Origin of the sequence: Archaeoglobus sulfaticallidus PM70-1 (assembly GCF_000385565.1) — an archaeon.
Lineage (GTDB): Archaea > Halobacteriota > Archaeoglobi > Archaeoglobales > Archaeoglobaceae > Archaeoglobus_A > Archaeoglobus_A sulfaticallidus.
Genome location: NC_021169.1, coordinates 1682011 through 1700016, shown reverse-complemented (window position 1 = coordinate 1700016; position 18006 = coordinate 1682011). Strand labels below are relative to the sequence as shown.

Genomic DNA, 18006 nt, shown 5'->3' with positions numbered 1-18006 from the left:
CCATACTTGTATCTGAACACCTTTCTTGTTTTACTGTATCTAACATAAACCAAAAGACTTATTAACAAGTAACACCACACAAAGTGTTGGTAATACGGAGGTGAGATCGTTGCATATACCTGATGGCTTCCTTGATCTGAGTATAGCCGGTGTTTTTTATGTTTTGACTGGGATAGTGTTTGTCATATCTTTGATAAAGGCTAAGGATGAACTTGATGAAAAGAGGGTTCCTGTTGTTGGGATGGTTGCTTCAGCCATTTTTGCAGCACAGATGCTAAACTGGCCCATTCCAGGAGGTACATCAGCGCACTTCGTGGGTGGTGCACTGGCTGGCGTAATTCTCGGTCCGTATGCTGGATTTCTTGCAATGGCTTCAGTGCTGATCATTCAGACGCTGGTTTTTGCTGATGGTGGTATAACGGCCCTGGGAGCGAACATATGGAACATGGGTGTTGTTGCAGTCTTTGTTGGATACTATGTGTTCAAGCTGCTGGAAAAGAAGAACCCGTATCTTGCAGCAGCAGTAGCCGGGTGGCTTGGCATAACGCTTGCAGCAATATTTGCTGGGATTGAAATTGGGCTGTCAAGTACGTTCAAGTATTCGATTGCTGTGACCGTTCCAGTAATGGGGATGTGGCATGGTATCCTTGGCATTATTGAGGGAGTAATAACTGCTGGTGTTGTTGCATACATATATTCCACAAGGCCGGACATCCTTTTCACGGAGAGCAAATCGAAAGTAGGTGCGTGAAGAAATAAAGTAAGGGGTGTAGTATATGTCAAAAAAGTTCTGGATCCTGCTTGGTATTCTTCTGTTTCTGTCTCCAGTATTTGCATATCTCGCAGACCTCGTCAACTACTCCGAACCCCTTGAGAATGTTGCTGAGCATCTTGGAGCTGAGGAGCATCAGGATTATGAAGGAATACTTCCGGACTACTCCGTACCAGGCTTGGACATGTTCTCTGGGACCTTGATCTCCGGAGTTATCGGTGCATTGATTACTCTTGCAGTTGCATATGGCATAGCGAAAGTCGTTGCTTCGAGAGAGTAGCAAGAGAATAGTCATGATCGAGTTAATCGAAAAGACGGCAAAGGAGGCCTCAGCATTTTTTAATAATTTTTTTAGCTCTGAGAGGACGGTATATAAGAACGGATTCTTGCAGAGAGTGGATCCCAGAATTAAAATTGCCGGAATTTTTTTGCTGATTGTGCTTACAACGACAACATTTGATGTGGATAAGCTCTTGGCTGTATTTTTTGTAGTGGTGTTATTTTTGATTCTGTCCAAAATAGAGGTTATGCTCTTTTTGAAGAGGGTATGGCTTTTTCCGCTGTTTTCTTTCATTATTGTGATGCCCCACATGTTCGGTTACAGCGGCATCAACTGGGATGGTTTCGTTTATGCTGCAGTCTTTACTTTCAGGGTTTTAATTGCCGTTGCTTTGCTTTCACTCTTAATTCTCACAACGCCTTTCTCCGACATAGTTTCAGCCTTCAGGTCCTACAGACTCCCTGAAACTTTCGTATCGATCATCGTGGTGACATACAGATACATCCACCTGACCTTCTCCGAGCTTTTCAGGATAATTCTTGCAAGAGAGAGCAGGAGATTTCGGAAGATGGGGTTCTCCGAGATATGGAGAAATGGTGGCAACGCGATGGGTGTGTTCTTCATAAGGGTCTTTGAGAGGTCTGAGAGACTCCATCTCGCATCGATGGCGAGAGGGGGTTACAGATACAAGCCGTATGTTAAACCTTACAAGTTAGGCTCAATCGAAGGATTTTTTATTCTCGTGATCTCCATAGCCCTCTGGTGGTGCATCTGAGAGAGGTAGTGGTTTCAGCAGAGAATGTATCATATGAGTATCCAGATGGGACTTTAGCCGTAAAGGATTTCTCGGCTGAGATACGAGATGGGGAAAGGATAGTTCTGCTTGGGCCAAATGGGTGTGGAAAGTCCACACTGATCATGCTTCTGTCGGGGCTGGTTAAGCCCAAGACAGGAAAAATCAGGATTTTTGGAGTTGAACCAAACAGAAATAATGCCGAGTTTTTGAGAAGGAACATCGGTGTGGTTTTCCAGAATCCAGATGATTTCCTTTTCAACCCAACAGTCCTCGAAGAGCTTCTTTATACGCCTTCTCAGCTCAACATTCCTTACGATGAAGCTGTCGAGCTTGCCAGAACCCATGCACGAAAGTTTGGAATTGATTATCTCCTTGAGAAACCACCATTCCGGTTGAGCGGTGGGGAGAAAAAGAAAGTGTCAATCGTATGTGCCCTGATGCTGGATCCAAAAATTCTTTTCCTGGATGAACCTACTGCAAATGTTGATGGAAAGACGAGGCGGAAGATTGTGGAAATCCTGCAAAAAAGAAATTCTACGCTGATCGTTGCCACTCATGAGCTCGACATTGTGCCGAAAATAGCAGATCGGATCATTCTGATTGGCATGGATAAAAAAGTGAAAGCTGATGGAAGTCTTGAGATACTTGAGGATCATGGGCTTCTGGAGTCTGCAGGAGTGATATGAGAAACTCGGGAATCAGCCTCAAAACATCAACAAGACAAAATTAAAAAATAAAGTCAATTCTCGTAGCCTTTGAGGACTCCATAATGGAGAGAATTCTTTCCACAGAATTCATCCCGTATTTGAGCATCTTGAGAAGCTGGATCTGGAATATCTGGGCTGTCAGGAAAGCATCTGTCAAGGCATGATGCCTGAACCTCCCGCTGAGGTTGTATGATTTCAGGAGAACATCGAGAGTCAGATCCATATTGCCCTTTCTCTCTCCCAGCCTCTCACAGAGCCACTTCTCCACTATCGCTATGTCTATGTACTTGTTGTTCAGGTTCATGTTCTCGTTTTTGAAATATTTCTTGAGAAAGCTGAAATCTATCTCAACTGCATGTCCAACAATTATAGTATCCCTTAGGAGGTCGAACAGGTATTTTGAAACCTCGGAAAATTTTGGTGCGTTCTCTATCGTGCTGGGATCGATCCCATGGATCCTCATCGACTTCAGTTTGTATCTCTTTGGCTTTATGTATGTATGAAAGCTCTCACTGCTCAGTATCTTCGTCCCTTGCATTGGCACTACGGCTATAGATAGGATTTCATCTCTCTTTACATTCAATCCGGTGGTCTCGAGATCGATAACCGAAAATCTTGCTGATCTGAGGTTCATGATCCTCACCTATAGTCCATACACCTTGTATCTTCCTTTTATGAACTTCTGGAATGAGGAAACAATCTTTAAAGCCTCTCTCAAAACAAAGCTCTCGATCTTGTCGATCTCATCGATTTTTATTATGTTGTCTCCTTCAAATCCAGCTGAAAATGAAATCGACTGGTGTCTCAATCTCAACTCCTGCAGGAACTCGTAAGCCTCAAGCAGATCATCCTTTCTATCGCCAATAGCTGAGATCTCAGATAATCTCTCAATTCTCTCTTTGGTGTTAGTTATCTTTACAATTCCATTTTCAAGTGCCAGCACCCTGACACCGTTCGCTATTGGATATATTCCGAACTTTTTAATATCCAGTCCCTTATCCAGCCCTTTGATCCCGAAAATTCCGATCGGGGGCTCAATTGTGGTTGCGTCAAGGGCGAGGAACCTTATTGCCTGAGAGGTTATGTTATCCTTTATGAACTCCAGAAGCTCAGTGTAGAGGCTGGTATCTCCATGAATCGGCCTCAGATCGAGAAAGACCGAAAGGTATCTTATATTTTCTCCGGTTAATGCGTTAAACCACCTCTTGAAGTTATCCTTCCACTCATCAATGGTTAGATTCCATTTGGGGTTTGAGGCCATGTAGTTGGCCGTGCATTTTGGAATGCCTATTTCATCAAGCCTGTCGTTGACTCTTTTCGCGAACTCGAGCACCTCCTTCTTATCGCCATCGTAAATTATCATGTTGTCCTGATCAGTCGCAATGATCTGCTCCTTTCTTCCAGAACTTCCCATGTGGATCCAGACATAATCTGGCAGGTCGAATTCCTTTTCGGTCATCACGAGCACCCTGTGGACTGCTGAATCATAGACGGAGGTAATCATTCTGCTGAGCTCGTAGAAGTGGAAACCCTTCAACGCCAGAGCAGCAACAGCTTTTCTAACTCCACTCAGGTAAGATTTCAGCTCTTCAATGCTGCTGGCCTTCTGTATTCCCCTGTACAGGGAGATGAGTGAGGATGCTGGCTCCAGTTGTGACAGGATATCCTTGCTCGTTATGACTCCAATGGCCTTCGAATCCTTGTTCACAACAATCAGATGATTTATTCCCTTGTTCAGCAAGGTCAGATAAGCTTCAAAGACAGGCTTCTCGCTATCAATATAAATCGCTGGAGAGACCATGTGCCTCTCAACAGGATCTTTTTTGTCTCCATAAACCAGAACCTTCTTCAGATCGCTGTCGGTGAGAACCCCGACGGGTTTTCCATTCTCAACAACAACGATCGATCCAACCCTGTTGTTTATCATCGTCTTTGCAGCATCCTCCACTACAGTGTCTCTGCTACAAACAACAGGATCTTTACGGATCAGCTTCTCGACGCTCATCAGATATATCTCTTCTTGCAGTGTACCTTCAGTCTCTCTGACGAGGTTCGTGAAGGATCTGAACCTCTTGTTGATGAATGTTGTGAAGAAAGCTGAGAACTTCGGGTTTTTCTCGAAAATCTCGTTGAACGCATCCTTCTTGATCTCGTAGCATATCAGATCTTCCATTGCGATAGCGGTTAGCGATAACGGGTTTCCTGTTATTGCAGAAATTATTCCGAATATCTCACCCCTTGTAACAACATCTATGAGCGTATCGTCATCATACAGCCCGACAGAACCCTGAAAGACGACATAGACATACTTTGAGTGCTTACCTTTTTTGAAAACAACCTCTCCCTTTTCATATGCCTCAACATCCAGGTTTGCGACCAGATAGTCAAGCTCTTTTTCAGATAAAAATGAGAATGGCTTTATCTTCCTGAGGAACTCCTTTGGTGGTGCGGCCATATTTATCAGAAGCTCCTTGACAGGATTACCTTCATGATCTCAGAAGTACCCTCAGCTATATCAAGAATCTTGGCATCTCTGTATGCTCTCTCTACAGGAGAGCCGGACATCACTCCATGCCCTCCATAGACCTCTATCGCCACATCTGCACACCTCTTCGCAACCTCGGCAGCCTTCAGCTTGCATACAGCTCCAAGCACTGTGGTTGACCCCTCTATCTCTCCATCGGCTACCATTGCTGAGTATTTTATCAGTTTGTCTAACGCTTCGATATCTGCGAAAATGTCTGCGAGCATCCACTGCATTCCCTGAAAGTCCATCAACTTCTTGCCGAAGGCATCTCTCCCTTTGGCGTATTTTACTGCAAGCTCGAAGCATCTTTTCGCAATCCCGAGACCTATCGCTGAAAAAGGAATTCTGTTGACTGCTAAGGTAGCCAGAGCCACCTTCATACCCTTGCCAGTCCCGCCGAGGATGCTGTCTTCGCTAACGAAAACATCCTTGAACTCGACTGAAGAAAGTCCGCTCCCTCGAAATCCAGAGGGGTTGAGCTTTCTTGTTGTTATGCCATCGTCTCTATCCACGATAAATGCAGTGATCTTCCCATCAACCTTGGCAAAAACAATGAATATCTTCGCAAAAGCGGCATTAGTTATCAAGGTTTTTCTTCCGTTAATCAGATAGCCCCCTTCAACTTTCTCTGCCACTGTTTTCATCGATGCGACATCGCTCCCCCCTGATGGCTCGGTTATCGCTATGGTTCCGACATCTGATTCAACCAGCCTTTTCATGTATTCTTTCTGATCTTCGCTGCCGAAGAGTCTTAAGGCATCAACTGCCATGTTGTGAACAACTGTAACATGTGCCACCCCAGCACTGACCTTTGCAAGCTCTTCAGCAATCAGCGAGGCTTTTGAGTAGCTTTCCAGACCAAAATCTTTACTTGCTAATGCTGACATCAAACCGTTTTCGAATAAGGCTTTCAGAACCTCTTCAGGCATCTCGTTTTTTGCATCAATCTCAGCAGATCTTTTCTGGATGAGGGAGATAACCTCCTGCAGGTTTTTCATATTATCACCATTAACTCAGTTAATTTTCGAATATTAAATTTTTTTCAATCATTTATTTTGCAGAATTGTTTGGTTGGTATCGGGTTGCTGGAAACCTATGAAAAACTTATTAATCATTAGTATCAAATATCTAATAACCCCTATCGGGGAGGGAGCGGAGTATGCGTGGCAGATGATGATGCTTCCCGCAAGCATAGGGGTACATGCATCTTGCATCCACGCATCTAGGTCCCCGGATGAGAGAGCTCAGCTTTCAATGATTTCGGGTCAACCCATGCGTGGTACATCCCGGCCCGGGTCATCTGCTGGAGGCTGCAATAGCAAAGCTATGAACTGCAGTGTTAAGTGCCGGGAACAGCTTTTAGCATAAGGCAAAAATAAAAAAGGTTGGTTAGTTAACTCGCCATCAAGGCTATCCAGGACAGTGCGAACAGCAACAATGCCAGATATATTATCGCATCCATGTGACAACTTCAGAATAAAAAAATAAAAAATTTTCTGTCCGGCTTGGGTTAAACTCCTGGGTTAAATTCTATTGACTAATTTCTCACTCTCCAAAGGATATTACTGGCTGTGTGGCTATTCTCTTGCCTCCCATCTCTCTGATAACGGGCTTGAGGAACTTAACCTTCGATCTGTCGATAATTATGTGTATTGCCACGCCGCCTTTAGCGAGCTTTGATACGGTTGGATCAAAACCCTCGCTGGTGAGGAACTCAAGTATCTTGGGTATGTCGTTCTCATCCGGGACATTGAACAGGAAGCTAACGAGATTTCTTGAATCGAGCACCTCTTTTATGTCTGTTATCAGATTTTCCATCAGTTTTCTCTTGTGCGGATTGCTGTATGATTCTTTATTTGCTATGAAAACGGAATAAACAGGATCTTTAACGACATCTATTATTCTGCATCCGTTCTCTCTCAAAGTTGTCCCGAATTCGGTTATTTCCAAAATTAAATCTGCTTCTGGATCTGGGGGAAGAATTGATGCCTCTGTTTTGCCAATGGGATCAAAAACAATAGCATTCAATCCCTTCTCCTCGCAATATTTTTTAGCCAGATCTGGGAACTCGGATGCGAACATAAGCTCTTTATCTCCGGCAACCTCTTTCAGATCTTCAATTGTTTTTACTCCCGGATACATTTCTTCTGATACTGCAACAACAAGTTTTGTCGGTCTGAAAGGTAACCTCTCCACAACAACAACCTTCTCATTCAGCTTTTCATATCTAAGCATGGAGTTCTCGAGAATATCCTCTCCGGTAAAACCACCATCTCCTCTACCCCTCATAATGTAGAATGGCATGATTTGGGGCCTGACCTGCTTTAAAATGATCTCGGGATGGTCAACACTGATGTGATAACCTCTTTCGCTCTTCTTCAGCTTATATCCTGCCTCGATCATCGCATCCCATACTGGCTTCTCCAGATGTCCATCCGGGAAGTATATTTTCACTCCGTTCTTTCGCTCGAACATCCTTATGCTGAAAATGGTCTCATAATAAAATTCTTTTGCAGGCTTGAATGTACTTGAAATGACTGGTTAACACTGGTATCTATTCAGGTATTCAAAATAGTTATATACTGTTTGGGAGGAAGCGTTTAAAGATGGAGTGTAGAATTTTTGTAAAAGCTCTGGCAATTGTGCTGATAGTTTTTATTCTCTTTCCTTCAGCCTTGGGGGAGAATGTTATTGTATTACTCGATAAAAATCCTAAAGCTAAAATGAAGGGTCACACGATACTGTCGGAAATACCAGTTAAGGGGAAAAGGGACCTATGGCTGGTCAATGGTGTTGCCATAAATGCGTCTCCTGAAGTTATTGACGAGTTAAAGATGAAAGGTTTTAGGGTGGTACCTGATTATATTGTTAGACTGCCCGACTTCGAAGTGAATACAAACGATGTTACTGGTAGCAATGCTTTCGATATACAGTCCAGCATACAGGCCACATCAAACATCGCATGGGGCGTTGATTTCATGGATGCCGAAAAGGTCTGGGGTCTTGGCATAGATGGTGGTGGAATCAAGGTTGCTGTTGTTGATACCGGGATCTATCCACATAAAGATTTTTCAGATAGGATAATAGCATGGAAGGATTTTGTGAACAACAAAAATTATCCCTATGATGATAACGGTCACGGAACTCATGTGGCCGGGACTGTGGCTGGAAATGGGGCAAGCGGAACAATAACGGGTGTGGCTCCGGATGCTTATCTGATGGGTGTTAAGGTTTTTGATAGCAGTGGATCGGCTCCGGTTTCTCGGGTTATAGAGGGACTTCAGTGGGCTTACAGTAATGGTGCGGATGTTATAAGCTATAGTGGTGGAGTTTTGCAAATGGAGTGGTTCTACTACTCGTCATCACTCTCAGCAAGTGAGGTTGAGGAGTACAACATCAGCGTTGAGCCTCATCTGTTTGAGGAAGCTTACAAGCCAGCTTTCATAACACTCAATATTTGGTCGTCTGACCTAAATAATCTGAGCTTCACCCTATACGATCCGAATGGTAATGAAGTTCAGGGAATTGAAATTAACTGGACTCAGACGAATGATATGGTTTATGGGTTCTACAACGATGATAAACCTTTGATAAACGGAAACTGGACTTTAAAAGTTGAATCTCTTAAAAATACAGAAAACTACATCTGGTATTCCGGAAATGGGAACAATTTGGATAACACTCTTAGCAGAGATTTTGACCTTAGGAACATTACAAAAGCGACACTCAGGTTTAAAACATACTATGACATTGATGAAGGATGGGATTATGGTTATGTCGAGGTTGTGTGCAACAACACAACTTATGTGCTCGCAGAATACACAGGCTATTCCAAGCCATATGTTGAGGAGATCAATCTGAGCAAGTTTGCTGGAAACAACATAACGCTAGTATTCAGATACGTTACCGATTCCAGTGTTGTTTATCCGGGCTGGTATATCGATGACATAGAGATTCCTGAAATAGGATTTTACGATGATGTCGAAAAGGGTAGCACTGGATGGAATGCGAGCGGATGGAGCATTGTAGAAGAAGGGGTTATACCATATTATGTTAAGGTTTATGTAGGATACGAGAGTGACGGAACGAGCTTGGCGGATAAGGCTGTTGATGCCATCGTGAGAAATGGAACAGCGGTTGTCATTGCTGCTGGGAATAGCGGATCATATGGTTTCAGAACCATAAACTCGCCGGGAACATCCTACTCTGCCATAACTATTGGAGCCATAGACAGCAGTGCCAGGATAGCTGATTTCAGCTCAAGAGGTCCTGTAGGCTTTGGAAGCAACATTACAATTAAGCCGGATTTCGTTGCTCCCGGGTATAATATTGTATCAACATGTCTCTGGGGCTACTGTTACATGAGCGGAACCTCGATGGCGACACCCCACATCAGTGGAGTGATAGCATTGATGCTCCAGGTTAATCCCAAGCTGACACCTGAAGAAATCAGAAACATACTCAAAAACGCATCAATTGATCTTGGAGATGCCGGGCCAGATAATGTGTATGGCTTCGGGATGGTCAATGCATTCTGGGCGGTAACGAACAGCACTGTGAAGGGAGATATAAACCTGGACGGGAATGTGGATATAGCGGATATAACCAACATGGCATATCTTCTTGTTGGCAAGGTTAAAGCCGATGGCATTCACTACTACAACGGAGACCTCAACAGAAACGGTAGGATAGATATCGGTGACCTTGCGAAGCTGTGGTACACTCTTAATGAAAGATTTGAGTTAGGTGGGGTTACAGGTCAATCAAGTAACAATTAAAACCAGATATTATTTTATTATTTTATTGATTAGTTTTAAGTAAAATTGTTTTTGATTATTTACGCATTTCTGCCCTATTCTGAATGATTTTCGATTTAATATCTTCAAATGTTTCGATTTTCAGATATTTCAGGTTTTTTCTCAGTATTTATTCTTTGGTGATACGATACCAAAAGCTTAAAATATTTTATTTAGAATCGAATTATTGTATGGGAGGTTTCTAAAATGAAATCACATGAAAAAAATAGAGATGTTCTTCGCAGAGCAATTACCATAGAAAAGTTATCAATTGCCACTATTCTTCTGGTTTTCATTGTATTAGGGACATCCAGTGCATCAGATATCTCTGTGGGATCTGCAACGATTGACTGGGGTGATACTGCTGAGATACCAGTAATGGTAGGAAATATAACCAACGCTACAGGCATAGATTTGGAGCTAACATTTGATCCTACTGTTGTAGTGGCTACAGGGCTAAAGAACTCCACCTTTGTTGCATTTAACCTCAGCGCAATTGACAACAAAAATGGAAGTATCAGGGTTGTGATGGTGCTGTCGAATTATCCAACGATTGTTCAGCCAACGGAAATAGCTAGGATATATTTCAGGGGAATAGATGCAGGAACAAGCGACCTTAATATAACTATGGCAGAATACAGTGGTCAGGATTTCAACACGAGCTATTTTGACAATGTTGTTAATGGTTCAATTACAGTGAATAAGGTTAATAAGACAGCGTTTTTCAATGTTGCGGGAAATGCAAAAGTGCTTTGGAATGCCAGCTACAGCAATATTTCTGTATGGGATACTTCAGTTCTTGAAGATCTAAACGGAGATGGGGCAAAAGACTTTGTTTTTGCCATACACACTTATGATCCTAATGAGGGTGGCATGGTTTACAAAGTGGTGGCTTTGAATGGTGTGGATGGCAGCGAGTTGTGGAATGTTCCTCTGGCGAGTCATGAAATAAGTCATATTACTGCAGATGACCTAAATGGAGATGGATTGAAGGATATTGTCATATTCTGCGGTGATGCAATCTTTGCTGTGAGAAATGATGGATCACTTCTTGTAACTTACATTAATTCAAGTCTTAGTATATCCCACTGGAACTACGGGATAACCGATGTAGATAATGACGGATTCAAGGAGATTATAGTTGGAGCAACGGATTCTGACTGGTTCAGCTCCTATGTGGTGAATGGCTATGTGGTGGCTATTGACTTCGGGTTCAACAACGTTCTATGGGTAAGATCCTTTGTGGAAGAGTGGCCAAATGTTATATCAGGTAATGCAGCAAGTGAGGGAGATTTGGATAAGAATGCGGTGATGATTGTTACCACAGCCCAGAACGAAATAGCGGGATATGATTTCTCGTATTATTCATGGGGATACGATTTTGACAACAATGGGAGAAAGGATGTCCTTCTGAAGTATTCTCAGGGAGGAAAATATGTACTTGAAGCGATAAACGGCAGCAGTGGAGAAACATTCTGGACAAGGACTTTCGATTACGAGCCGAATGTTTATTCACCTGTGGACGACAAGGATGGTGATGGAATAGAGGATGTTCTGGTAAGCTTAGATGGACCATATACGGTAATCCTCAGTGGTGGTAATAATGGAAATGAACTGTTTAATGTCTCCCAAAAACTAATAACTCCCTGTCTAGATGCCGATCTGGATGGAGCCTGTGAGTTCCTCACATATGACAAGAGTTCTGTATACGTGAGGGACAACACAGGAAACGCTGAATGGAACTATGAGCTTGGAGACTTTGAGGAAGTTACGGTTGCGAAAGGAAGCATAGTGGTTTATGGAAACAATTATGACTGGAAGAATCACACTGGTAACTTCAAACTTGTCAAATTAGAAGTCAACGGAAACGAACTCTGGAACTTATCAAGAGATTATGTTAGCAATGCTGGATTAGATCTATTCTGTGTGGGTGATCTCACGGGAGATGGTGTCTTGGATTATGTAGTGAGACCGTACTATGGTGTTGGTTACGCTCTGGCTGTAAATGGTGCTGATGGAAGTATAATCTGGGAGAAAAATACTGTGTTCTATATCTTCTTAGGGGACTTTGATGGGGACGGAAAGGGCGACCTGTTCAATGTGACAGAGTTTGCGGGCTTCGATTCCGACAAGTACCTGAGTGGAATTGTGTTAACGGGAGATAATCTGGCCTATATATTCAATGTCAGCAGCAGTGATCAGTTTATGCTGATACAACCATTCTACTCATATGATGGAATGGGGTATGATGTAAATGGAGATGGTGCTAAGGACTTAATTGCCGTGCTGAACCCCTATGAACCCAACTCATCGATATATGTCATCACAGTTAAGCAACCACCTGCACCCAAGCCGGATCTAACTGTCAGCATTGAGTGTGTCGACCATCTTAATATAAACGAACAGCTACAAATCAACCTCACGGTTAAGAACATCGGTTCTGCTAACTCTAATTCAACAACCCTTGATCTGTATGTGAGTGGCACGAGAGTTCAGACATTCAATGTACCGCAACTGGCACCTAATGCAGAAGCCAAGTTCAGCTACAGCTACACTTTCACATCAGAGGGGTTGCATGAAATCAAGGCTGTTGTGGATCCTGGAAATGCGAACGATGAACTGAACGAGTTGAACAACTTTAGTATTGCCTACGTTTATGTCATAAAACCAAAACCGGATCTAGTAGGTATACTGCATGTCTATGACGAATTCGGTAACGAGACGATGTATATCAAAAAGCACAAAGCAGGGGATAGCTATGGTGGAACAACATACAGCTATCCTTTTGTAGTGGTGAATTCAACATTTGAGATAAGAAATCTGATTCCTGGTGTAACTGTGGACAAAACATTCGATCTGTCTGCCACCTACAAAGGCCACAGCTACAGTACCAGCATTGGTCAGGAGGAGCTAAATGATCTGAATGCTGATGGAGTCCTCAATCTGAGTGATACGGCAGTTGTGGATGCATCGAGCATCGATGTCGGTTGCTACACGTTCAACATAACAGTTGATTCAAATAATGATATTGAGGAGATTAATGAAGGCAACAACAATGCTACGAGAACACTTTGCATTTCTCAGCCTGATCTTGTACCAATCGTGTTAGCACCAGACCTCATAAACCCCGGAACGGCAAACTTTGAGATTGTTGTTGTAAATATTGGAGATGTCTGGGCAAAACAGACCAATGCATCGCTATACATAAACAACAACTTGGTGAATACGTATTCAATACCATTGTTAAAGCCTGGGGAGTTCTGGAACATCTCTGTTAACTACAACTTCCCTGCGGGAATACACAACATAACTCTGGTTGCAGACTCCGATGATGTTGAGGCAGAACTTAATGAGGGCAATAACACATTCACAAAGATGCTTACAGCAGCCATTCTTGAGGTTAATGGCACCGTGATACCAAACACAACCTCTGCAATGCTGGGAGATACTGTTAATGTCAGCATTGAGCTAAACTCCTCGCTTGAGATTGATAGTGTCAATCTGTATTTAATATATAACTACAAAGCCTTCTACTTCGTCTCAGCATCCTCAGATTACAACCTCAACTACTACAACATGTGGGGCTGGCCATACAGGGCGATCAGAATTACTGGTGACAATATAAACGCAAGCGGTAAGTTCCTGCTTGCAAATCTGACTTTCAGGGTAAAGACGGACAAGTATGTATTCTCATGGTTTAACCTGACTGGAAACTTAATATCCACAAACAATCTCTACATGAAAGTTGTTCCTGAGAATGCGAGTGTTGTTGTGTCAAAGGTTACCGACATTCAACCTTATATCTATGGTTACTACAGCTACTATGTGGTTGGCGATGAGGCTAACTTCGATGTTATAGTCAGAAATCTCAGAAAAACGGAGGTCGACAGCTATGTGCTGAATGTTTCAGTGTATAATGAGAATGGCTTGCAGGAAGTTCTGTTTAACAAGACTATGCAAACATTATTGAAAGGGCCAGCACTGACAGGATATGGCTGGAATGTGACAAAAATAACTTGGAATACAACAGGTTATCTTGGTGGAAAATATTGGATTGTTGCAAAGGTTTCTGGTGATACGATAACTGCGAACAATGTGTATACAACACACCCAATCACACTGAAAGAATTCCATCTCGATGCATGGAGGATGTACTATCCACGGAAAGTGATGATGGGCAGGGAGTTCTGGATAGGTAGCTATGTTAATGTAACTGCTCCGGGTAAGGTGAACGCTACCATAAAGGTTCCTGATGGTTTACTGGTGTGGAATGGAACTGGATGGAACGATACTGCCAAAATTGAGAGGTTCCTCTGGGGCGGAAAGTGGAACTGGTTTGGATTCAGACTGAAAGCAGTCAAAGTTGGAGAGTACGGAAATGGAACTACCAAGGAGATCAACATAACATTTACTGGCAGAGATAAGGTTGATGAGATCAACTCGAGTTCAGCGGTAGATCAGGTTCCAGATTACAAGCTGATTGTCTGGGTGCCGACCATCAAACTGAGATCTTACAATACAACCATACTGAGCGACACATCAAATGAAATGACCTTCAAGACAATAGACACCAGTAATGTTACAACATTCAGCCAGAAAATATCTCTCGTTGTGCTTGCAGGACAGGAGGGAAGAGTGCTTAGAGGACTTGATTATCTTGTCCAGTATCCCTACGGTTGTGTTGAACAGACCACAAGCAGGCTGCTTGGTGCACTGCATACCGACTGGTACTACAGAACGAAAGGATATCCGGATGTTTACGATTCAGCAAGAGTCAATAAGTCCATAATGATGGGTGTACAAAGCCTTGCCAAAGGAGGTGTCAGAGGACAGCACGACAATGGATCATGGAGTATGTGGGGCTGGAACCCCAAGGGAGATGGGTTCTACACAATGTATGCAAGCTATGGACTTGGAAGGGTTGCGGAAGACGATGTGTTTGGATACCTTGTCAAAAACAATCTCACAACAACCCATGTGTACAGCTCGAGTGTGAACAAGGGTAAGTTCAACTTCAACGACACAATCTATTGGTTCGCTCAGGCGGCGAATAGGAATGAAACAACAGGGGCAATATGGTGGGAGCCATGGCAGGGTACACACTGGTTCTTCCAGGGTCATTTGCCTGTAACATCATGGATCATGGTTTCACACTACCAGCTTATCAATGAAGGTTTGATAAACAGTTCAGCCAAACAGGTTGCCAATCAGACGATGGCAAACGTGACGAAGTATCTTGTGAGCGTTCAGAACTCAGACGGTGGATGGAACCAGTGGGGAGCCAAGGACGATCCGGCCAAGCCATCGGATGCGATCTCAACTGCACTGAGTGTATGGGGTCTTAAGCTGTATGGTACACCATCTGACGAGGTTAACAGAAGCCAGATAGAGAACGCAATTGAGAAGGGCGTAGCATGGTTGCTGAATAATACTTACTCTGCAGCTCCAGACAAGGTTTACTGGCACCATCCACTGGCAAGCCCGTGGTGGGACAATTATGGCAGGAAGAGTGAAGCTACAGCTTACGCAATAATAGCACTCAACGAGAGCAGAAGTATGAACAATTTGAACTTCACAGTTCTGGACTCCAACAATGCAACGATTGCTAAGGCGGTGAATTATCTTGTAAGTGTTTACAGAGGTCATGGTAGCTTTGGATACACAGCATCAACTCAGGCTGCTTTACATGCTCTGACACTGTTGCAGGTTGTTCCGATGAATGAGACCACTGTTACGATAAACATAGACAACGGAGCGGTTGTGAAGGATGTCACAGTTAATTCAACAAATCCAAAAGTCATTATAGTGCTGACACCCGATGAGTTAAATGCTGTGAACAGCAACGGAACTTCAGAGAATACAAACAGGAGGATTCATACTGTTAATGTGACGAGAGTAAGTGGTGACAGTCTGGTCATAGTCTCAGTTGAAAATGAGCAGACGGTCGCTCAGACAGACTTGATCTACGGTACGGATTATGTAGGACACAAGATTCTTGAGGTGGGTAGTGGAAGTGGAACTGTAAAAATCGCATCAATGGAGGTACAGCAGCAGAACGAGTTAACAATCCTGCCAACGCTTCCAGACAACATGGTAGAAGGCAAGTCGTATGAGGTGACGGTCAGGGTTGACAACAACAATGCCACAGCTTTGCTGTCTCCAGTTATTACTGTTCCGCTGGGAACCATGAACTTTGATAGTTCAGTTACTCCGAGGTGGTTTGACAGTGCTCTTGGATGGAACAACTTTATAGATGGCAAGAACTTTGAGTATGATTCTGTCAACAACACGCTCAAGTTCTATCCGGATCAGGTGCCGGGCACGGGCTACATAGATATCCGCTTTAATGTAACTCCGAGTGCCGGAGATACAACCTTGGAGGTCAAGATGTTCCCGATGTACAATGAGGAGAACCAATACATTGCCAATACTACGAAGTATGTCAAGGGCTATGGCAACATAAGTCTGAAGATCTTCAACGCATCTGGAGCTGCACTGGATGCGAGTGTTACACTTGATGGAGCTGCAAAGACGAGCAAGATTCAGGCAATAGAGGGATCGCACAAGATAAGGATCTCCAAGAGTGGATATGTGCCAGTTGAGTTCGATGTATCGCTGAACCCAGGTGACAATGTTACCTACTCGGTTGCACTATACAAACCAGAAGAGCTTACACAGCCAAAAGTCGTGTTTGCAGAAGCTACAGAGTTCAACGACATGAACACAATCATGTCCGTGTCCAAGGATCTGTCGATAACTCCAAATGCATCAGTTAAAGCCAGCAAGGAGTACATGCTAAGCCTGGGCGGTGTTGGAAAGAAAAAGATTGCAATACCAATGCCTAAGTTTGAGAGAGGCAATCTGTGGGCGTGGATCAACGACAGCGTAACTGTGGAGGTTAACGGACAGGCAGTTCAGCCGGAGGAAGTTACCATTGGCAACGAGAAAGTGCTTATACTTGATGTGGATGGGAGTGCTACCGTTAATGTGACATTTGAGGGTAGAAAGCTTGGTGATGTAGACGGCGACTCAGGGGTTACTGACTGGGACTCATGGGTTGTGCTGAGATACAACTACGAGAAGACTCTCGAGAACATGGGCATACAGGTACAGCGCCACCCAGATACGTCATACATGTGGTCGAAGAGTTCAGTCTACGGTGATGTAGACGGCGACTCAGGGGTTACTGACTGGGACTCATGGGTTGTGCTGAGATACAACTACGAGAAGACTCTCGAGAACATGGGCATACAGGTACAGCGCCACCCAGATACAGCGGATCTCTGGGGAGGTTAGATAGTTGAATGTGAGAAAAATTTTTTATCTAATTTTTTTTTGCTTACTAGCTGTTCATCTCGTAAGTGGGAGTCAGATAAATGTAAAAACGAAGGTAGAGAATAGTTATGTAGTCGTTGGTGTGTCTTTAGAGAACTTTACGGGAAAACTTGCGTTAGGCTCATTTCTTATCAAATATGATCCAAATCATGTAGAATTCGTAGAGTACGACAAAACTCTGAATGGTTATATCTATGCGATATTCGATGAGTACAAAGAGGTAGGTATTATTAAGATGTCTTTGTACAATGTTAGCCCCCAAATTTTGCGCAATCCCACTTTATTTTCACTCGTTTTTGAGTGTAAGGAGGGTAGTTTTTCAGATGAATGGGTGAATGTAACGGCTCTAGAATTGCGAGATTATAATGGGAATGTGATTAGTACTGGGTACAAATATATCTCAATGGAGAATAATATAACTATTCAGAAAAATGTCCATCCAGAACAATCCTCAAAGCCTAAGACTGAAATTACTGTTGAGCAGAATAGTAATTTTGGTGGATATGCTGATAATACTCAGAAAAATAACTCCGAAAACAAGGTTACAGTCAACAGTACCGTGGTCAAACATGAAAAGAGTGTAGAAACAAATTTAAATAACTCTAATTCTAAAACCAATATAATTCCTGAAAGTTCTGAGCAAAAGGTTACATCAACATTGGAGAATAGTGGAGAAAGTGGTGGATTTGCCGAAAAATATTTTATTGGGGGTTTTCAGGTTTATTTGTTCGCATTAAGTTTAATAATAGCAATGGTTATATATAGGAGGAAAATATGGTAAATAAGTTAGGGA

General features: G+C 43.1%; 11 protein-coding genes. 7 read left to right on the top strand and 4 right to left on the bottom strand.

Annotation, left to right across the window (positions count from 1 at the left end; translation table 11 throughout):
* Positions 1-109 precede the first annotated feature (109 nt).
* The 4 genes from ASULF_RS09145 to ASULF_RS09130 are packed head-to-tail and all read left to right on the top strand — an operon-like array spanning position 110 to position 2534.
* Entirely contained in the window at positions 110-751 is a 642-nt protein-coding gene (locus tag ASULF_RS09145) for an energy-coupling factor ABC transporter permease (RefSeq protein ID WP_015591442.1), read from the top strand.
* A gap of 25 nt (positions 752-776) precedes the next feature.
* Positions 777-1052, top strand: a complete 276-nt coding sequence (locus ASULF_RS12230) for a PDGLE domain-containing protein (protein ID WP_015591441.1) — start codon at positions 777-779, stop codon at positions 1050-1052.
* Positions 1053-1065: 13 nt separating this feature from the next.
* Complete coding sequence (cbiQ, locus tag ASULF_RS09135; protein WP_015591440.1) at positions 1066-1827, top strand: cobalt ECF transporter T component CbiQ; 762 nt, start codon at positions 1066-1068, stop codon at positions 1825-1827.
* Positions 1818-2534: an energy-coupling factor ABC transporter ATP-binding protein gene (locus ASULF_RS09130; RefSeq protein ID WP_236609680.1), complete on the top strand. Its 717-nt coding sequence runs from the start codon at positions 1818-1820 to the stop codon at positions 2532-2534. Before cbiQ ends, ASULF_RS09130 begins: the two co-directional genes overlap by 10 nt.
* Positions 2535-2574: 40 nt before the next feature.
* Here ASULF_RS09130 and ASULF_RS11435 read toward each other — a convergent pair whose 3' ends face one another.
* The 4 genes from ASULF_RS11435 to hisG all read right to left on the bottom strand — a co-directional run bounded on the left by ASULF_RS11435 (position 2575) and on the right by hisG (position 7557).
* Positions 2575-3189: a 3'-5' exonuclease gene (locus ASULF_RS11435; protein ID WP_015591438.1), complete on the bottom strand. Its 615-nt coding sequence runs from the start codon at positions 3187-3189 to the stop codon at positions 2575-2577.
* A gap of 9 nt (positions 3190-3198) precedes the next feature.
* Complete coding sequence (locus ASULF_RS09120) at positions 3199-5010, bottom strand: DUF294 nucleotidyltransferase-like domain-containing protein (RefSeq protein WP_015591437.1); 1812 nt, start codon at positions 5008-5010, stop codon at positions 3199-3201.
* A gap of 5 nt (positions 5011-5015) precedes the next feature.
* A complete protein-coding gene (locus ASULF_RS09115; RefSeq protein WP_015591436.1) occupies positions 5016-6080 on the bottom strand; it encodes an acyl-CoA dehydrogenase family protein in 1065 nt (354 codons plus the stop codon).
* A gap of 547 nt (positions 6081-6627) precedes the next feature.
* Positions 6628-7557 (bottom strand): ATP phosphoribosyltransferase, encoded by a 930-nt coding sequence (gene hisG / locus ASULF_RS09110; protein ID WP_015591435.1) that lies wholly within the window; start codon positions 7555-7557, stop codon positions 6628-6630.
* Between the two features lie 131 nt (positions 7558-7688).
* Between hisG and ASULF_RS09105 the strand changes: the two genes are divergently transcribed.
* The 3 genes from ASULF_RS09105 to ASULF_RS09095 all read left to right on the top strand — a co-directional run bounded on the left by ASULF_RS09105 (position 7689) and on the right by ASULF_RS09095 (position 17994).
* On the top strand, positions 7689-9860 hold the full coding sequence (locus ASULF_RS09105; RefSeq protein ID WP_015591434.1) for a S8 family serine peptidase: 2172 nt from the start codon (positions 7689-7691) through the stop codon (positions 9858-9860).
* Positions 9861-10085: 225 nt separating this feature from the next.
* The gene (locus tag ASULF_RS09100) at positions 10086-17174 is read left to right on the top strand and encodes a CARDB domain-containing protein (RefSeq protein WP_015591433.1); all 7089 of its coding nucleotides are present in this window, start codon (positions 10086-10088) and stop codon (positions 17172-17174) included.
* 4 nt (positions 17175-17178) lie between these two features.
* Positions 17179-17994 carry a hypothetical protein gene (locus ASULF_RS09095; RefSeq protein WP_015591432.1) on the top strand — a complete coding sequence of 272 codons (816 nt, stop codon included), beginning with the start codon at positions 17179-17181 and terminating at the stop codon, positions 17992-17994.
* The last annotated feature ends 12 nt before the right edge of the window (positions 17995-18006 follow it).

Bases quoted from the DNA above. Each gene is read 5' to 3' on its own strand.
- ASULF_RS12230 (WP_015591441.1), top strand. From the start codon at position 777: ATGTCAAAAAAGTTCTGGATCCTGCTTGGTATTCTTCTGTTTCTGTCT.
- cbiQ (WP_015591440.1), top strand. From the start codon at position 1,066: ATGATCGAGTTAATCGAAAAGACGGCAAAGGAGGCCTCAGCATTTTTT.
- ASULF_RS11435 (WP_015591438.1), bottom strand. From the start codon at position 3,189: ATGAACCTCAGATCAGCAAGATTTTCGGTTATCGATCTCGAGACCACC.
- ASULF_RS09120 (WP_015591437.1), bottom strand. From the start codon at position 5,010: ATGGCCGCACCACCAAAGGAGTTCCTCAGGAAGATAAAGCCATTCTCA.
- ASULF_RS09115 (WP_015591436.1), bottom strand. From the start codon at position 6,080: ATGAAAAACCTGCAGGAGGTTATCTCCCTCATCCAGAAAAGATCTGCT.
- hisG (WP_015591435.1), bottom strand. From the start codon at position 7,557: ATGTTCGAGCGAAAGAACGGAGTGAAAATATACTTCCCGGATGGACAT.
- ASULF_RS09105 (WP_015591434.1), top strand. From the start codon at position 7,689: ATGGAGTGTAGAATTTTTGTAAAAGCTCTGGCAATTGTGCTGATAGTT.
- ASULF_RS09100 (WP_015591433.1), top strand. From the start codon at position 10,086: ATGAAATCACATGAAAAAAATAGAGATGTTCTTCGCAGAGCAATTACC.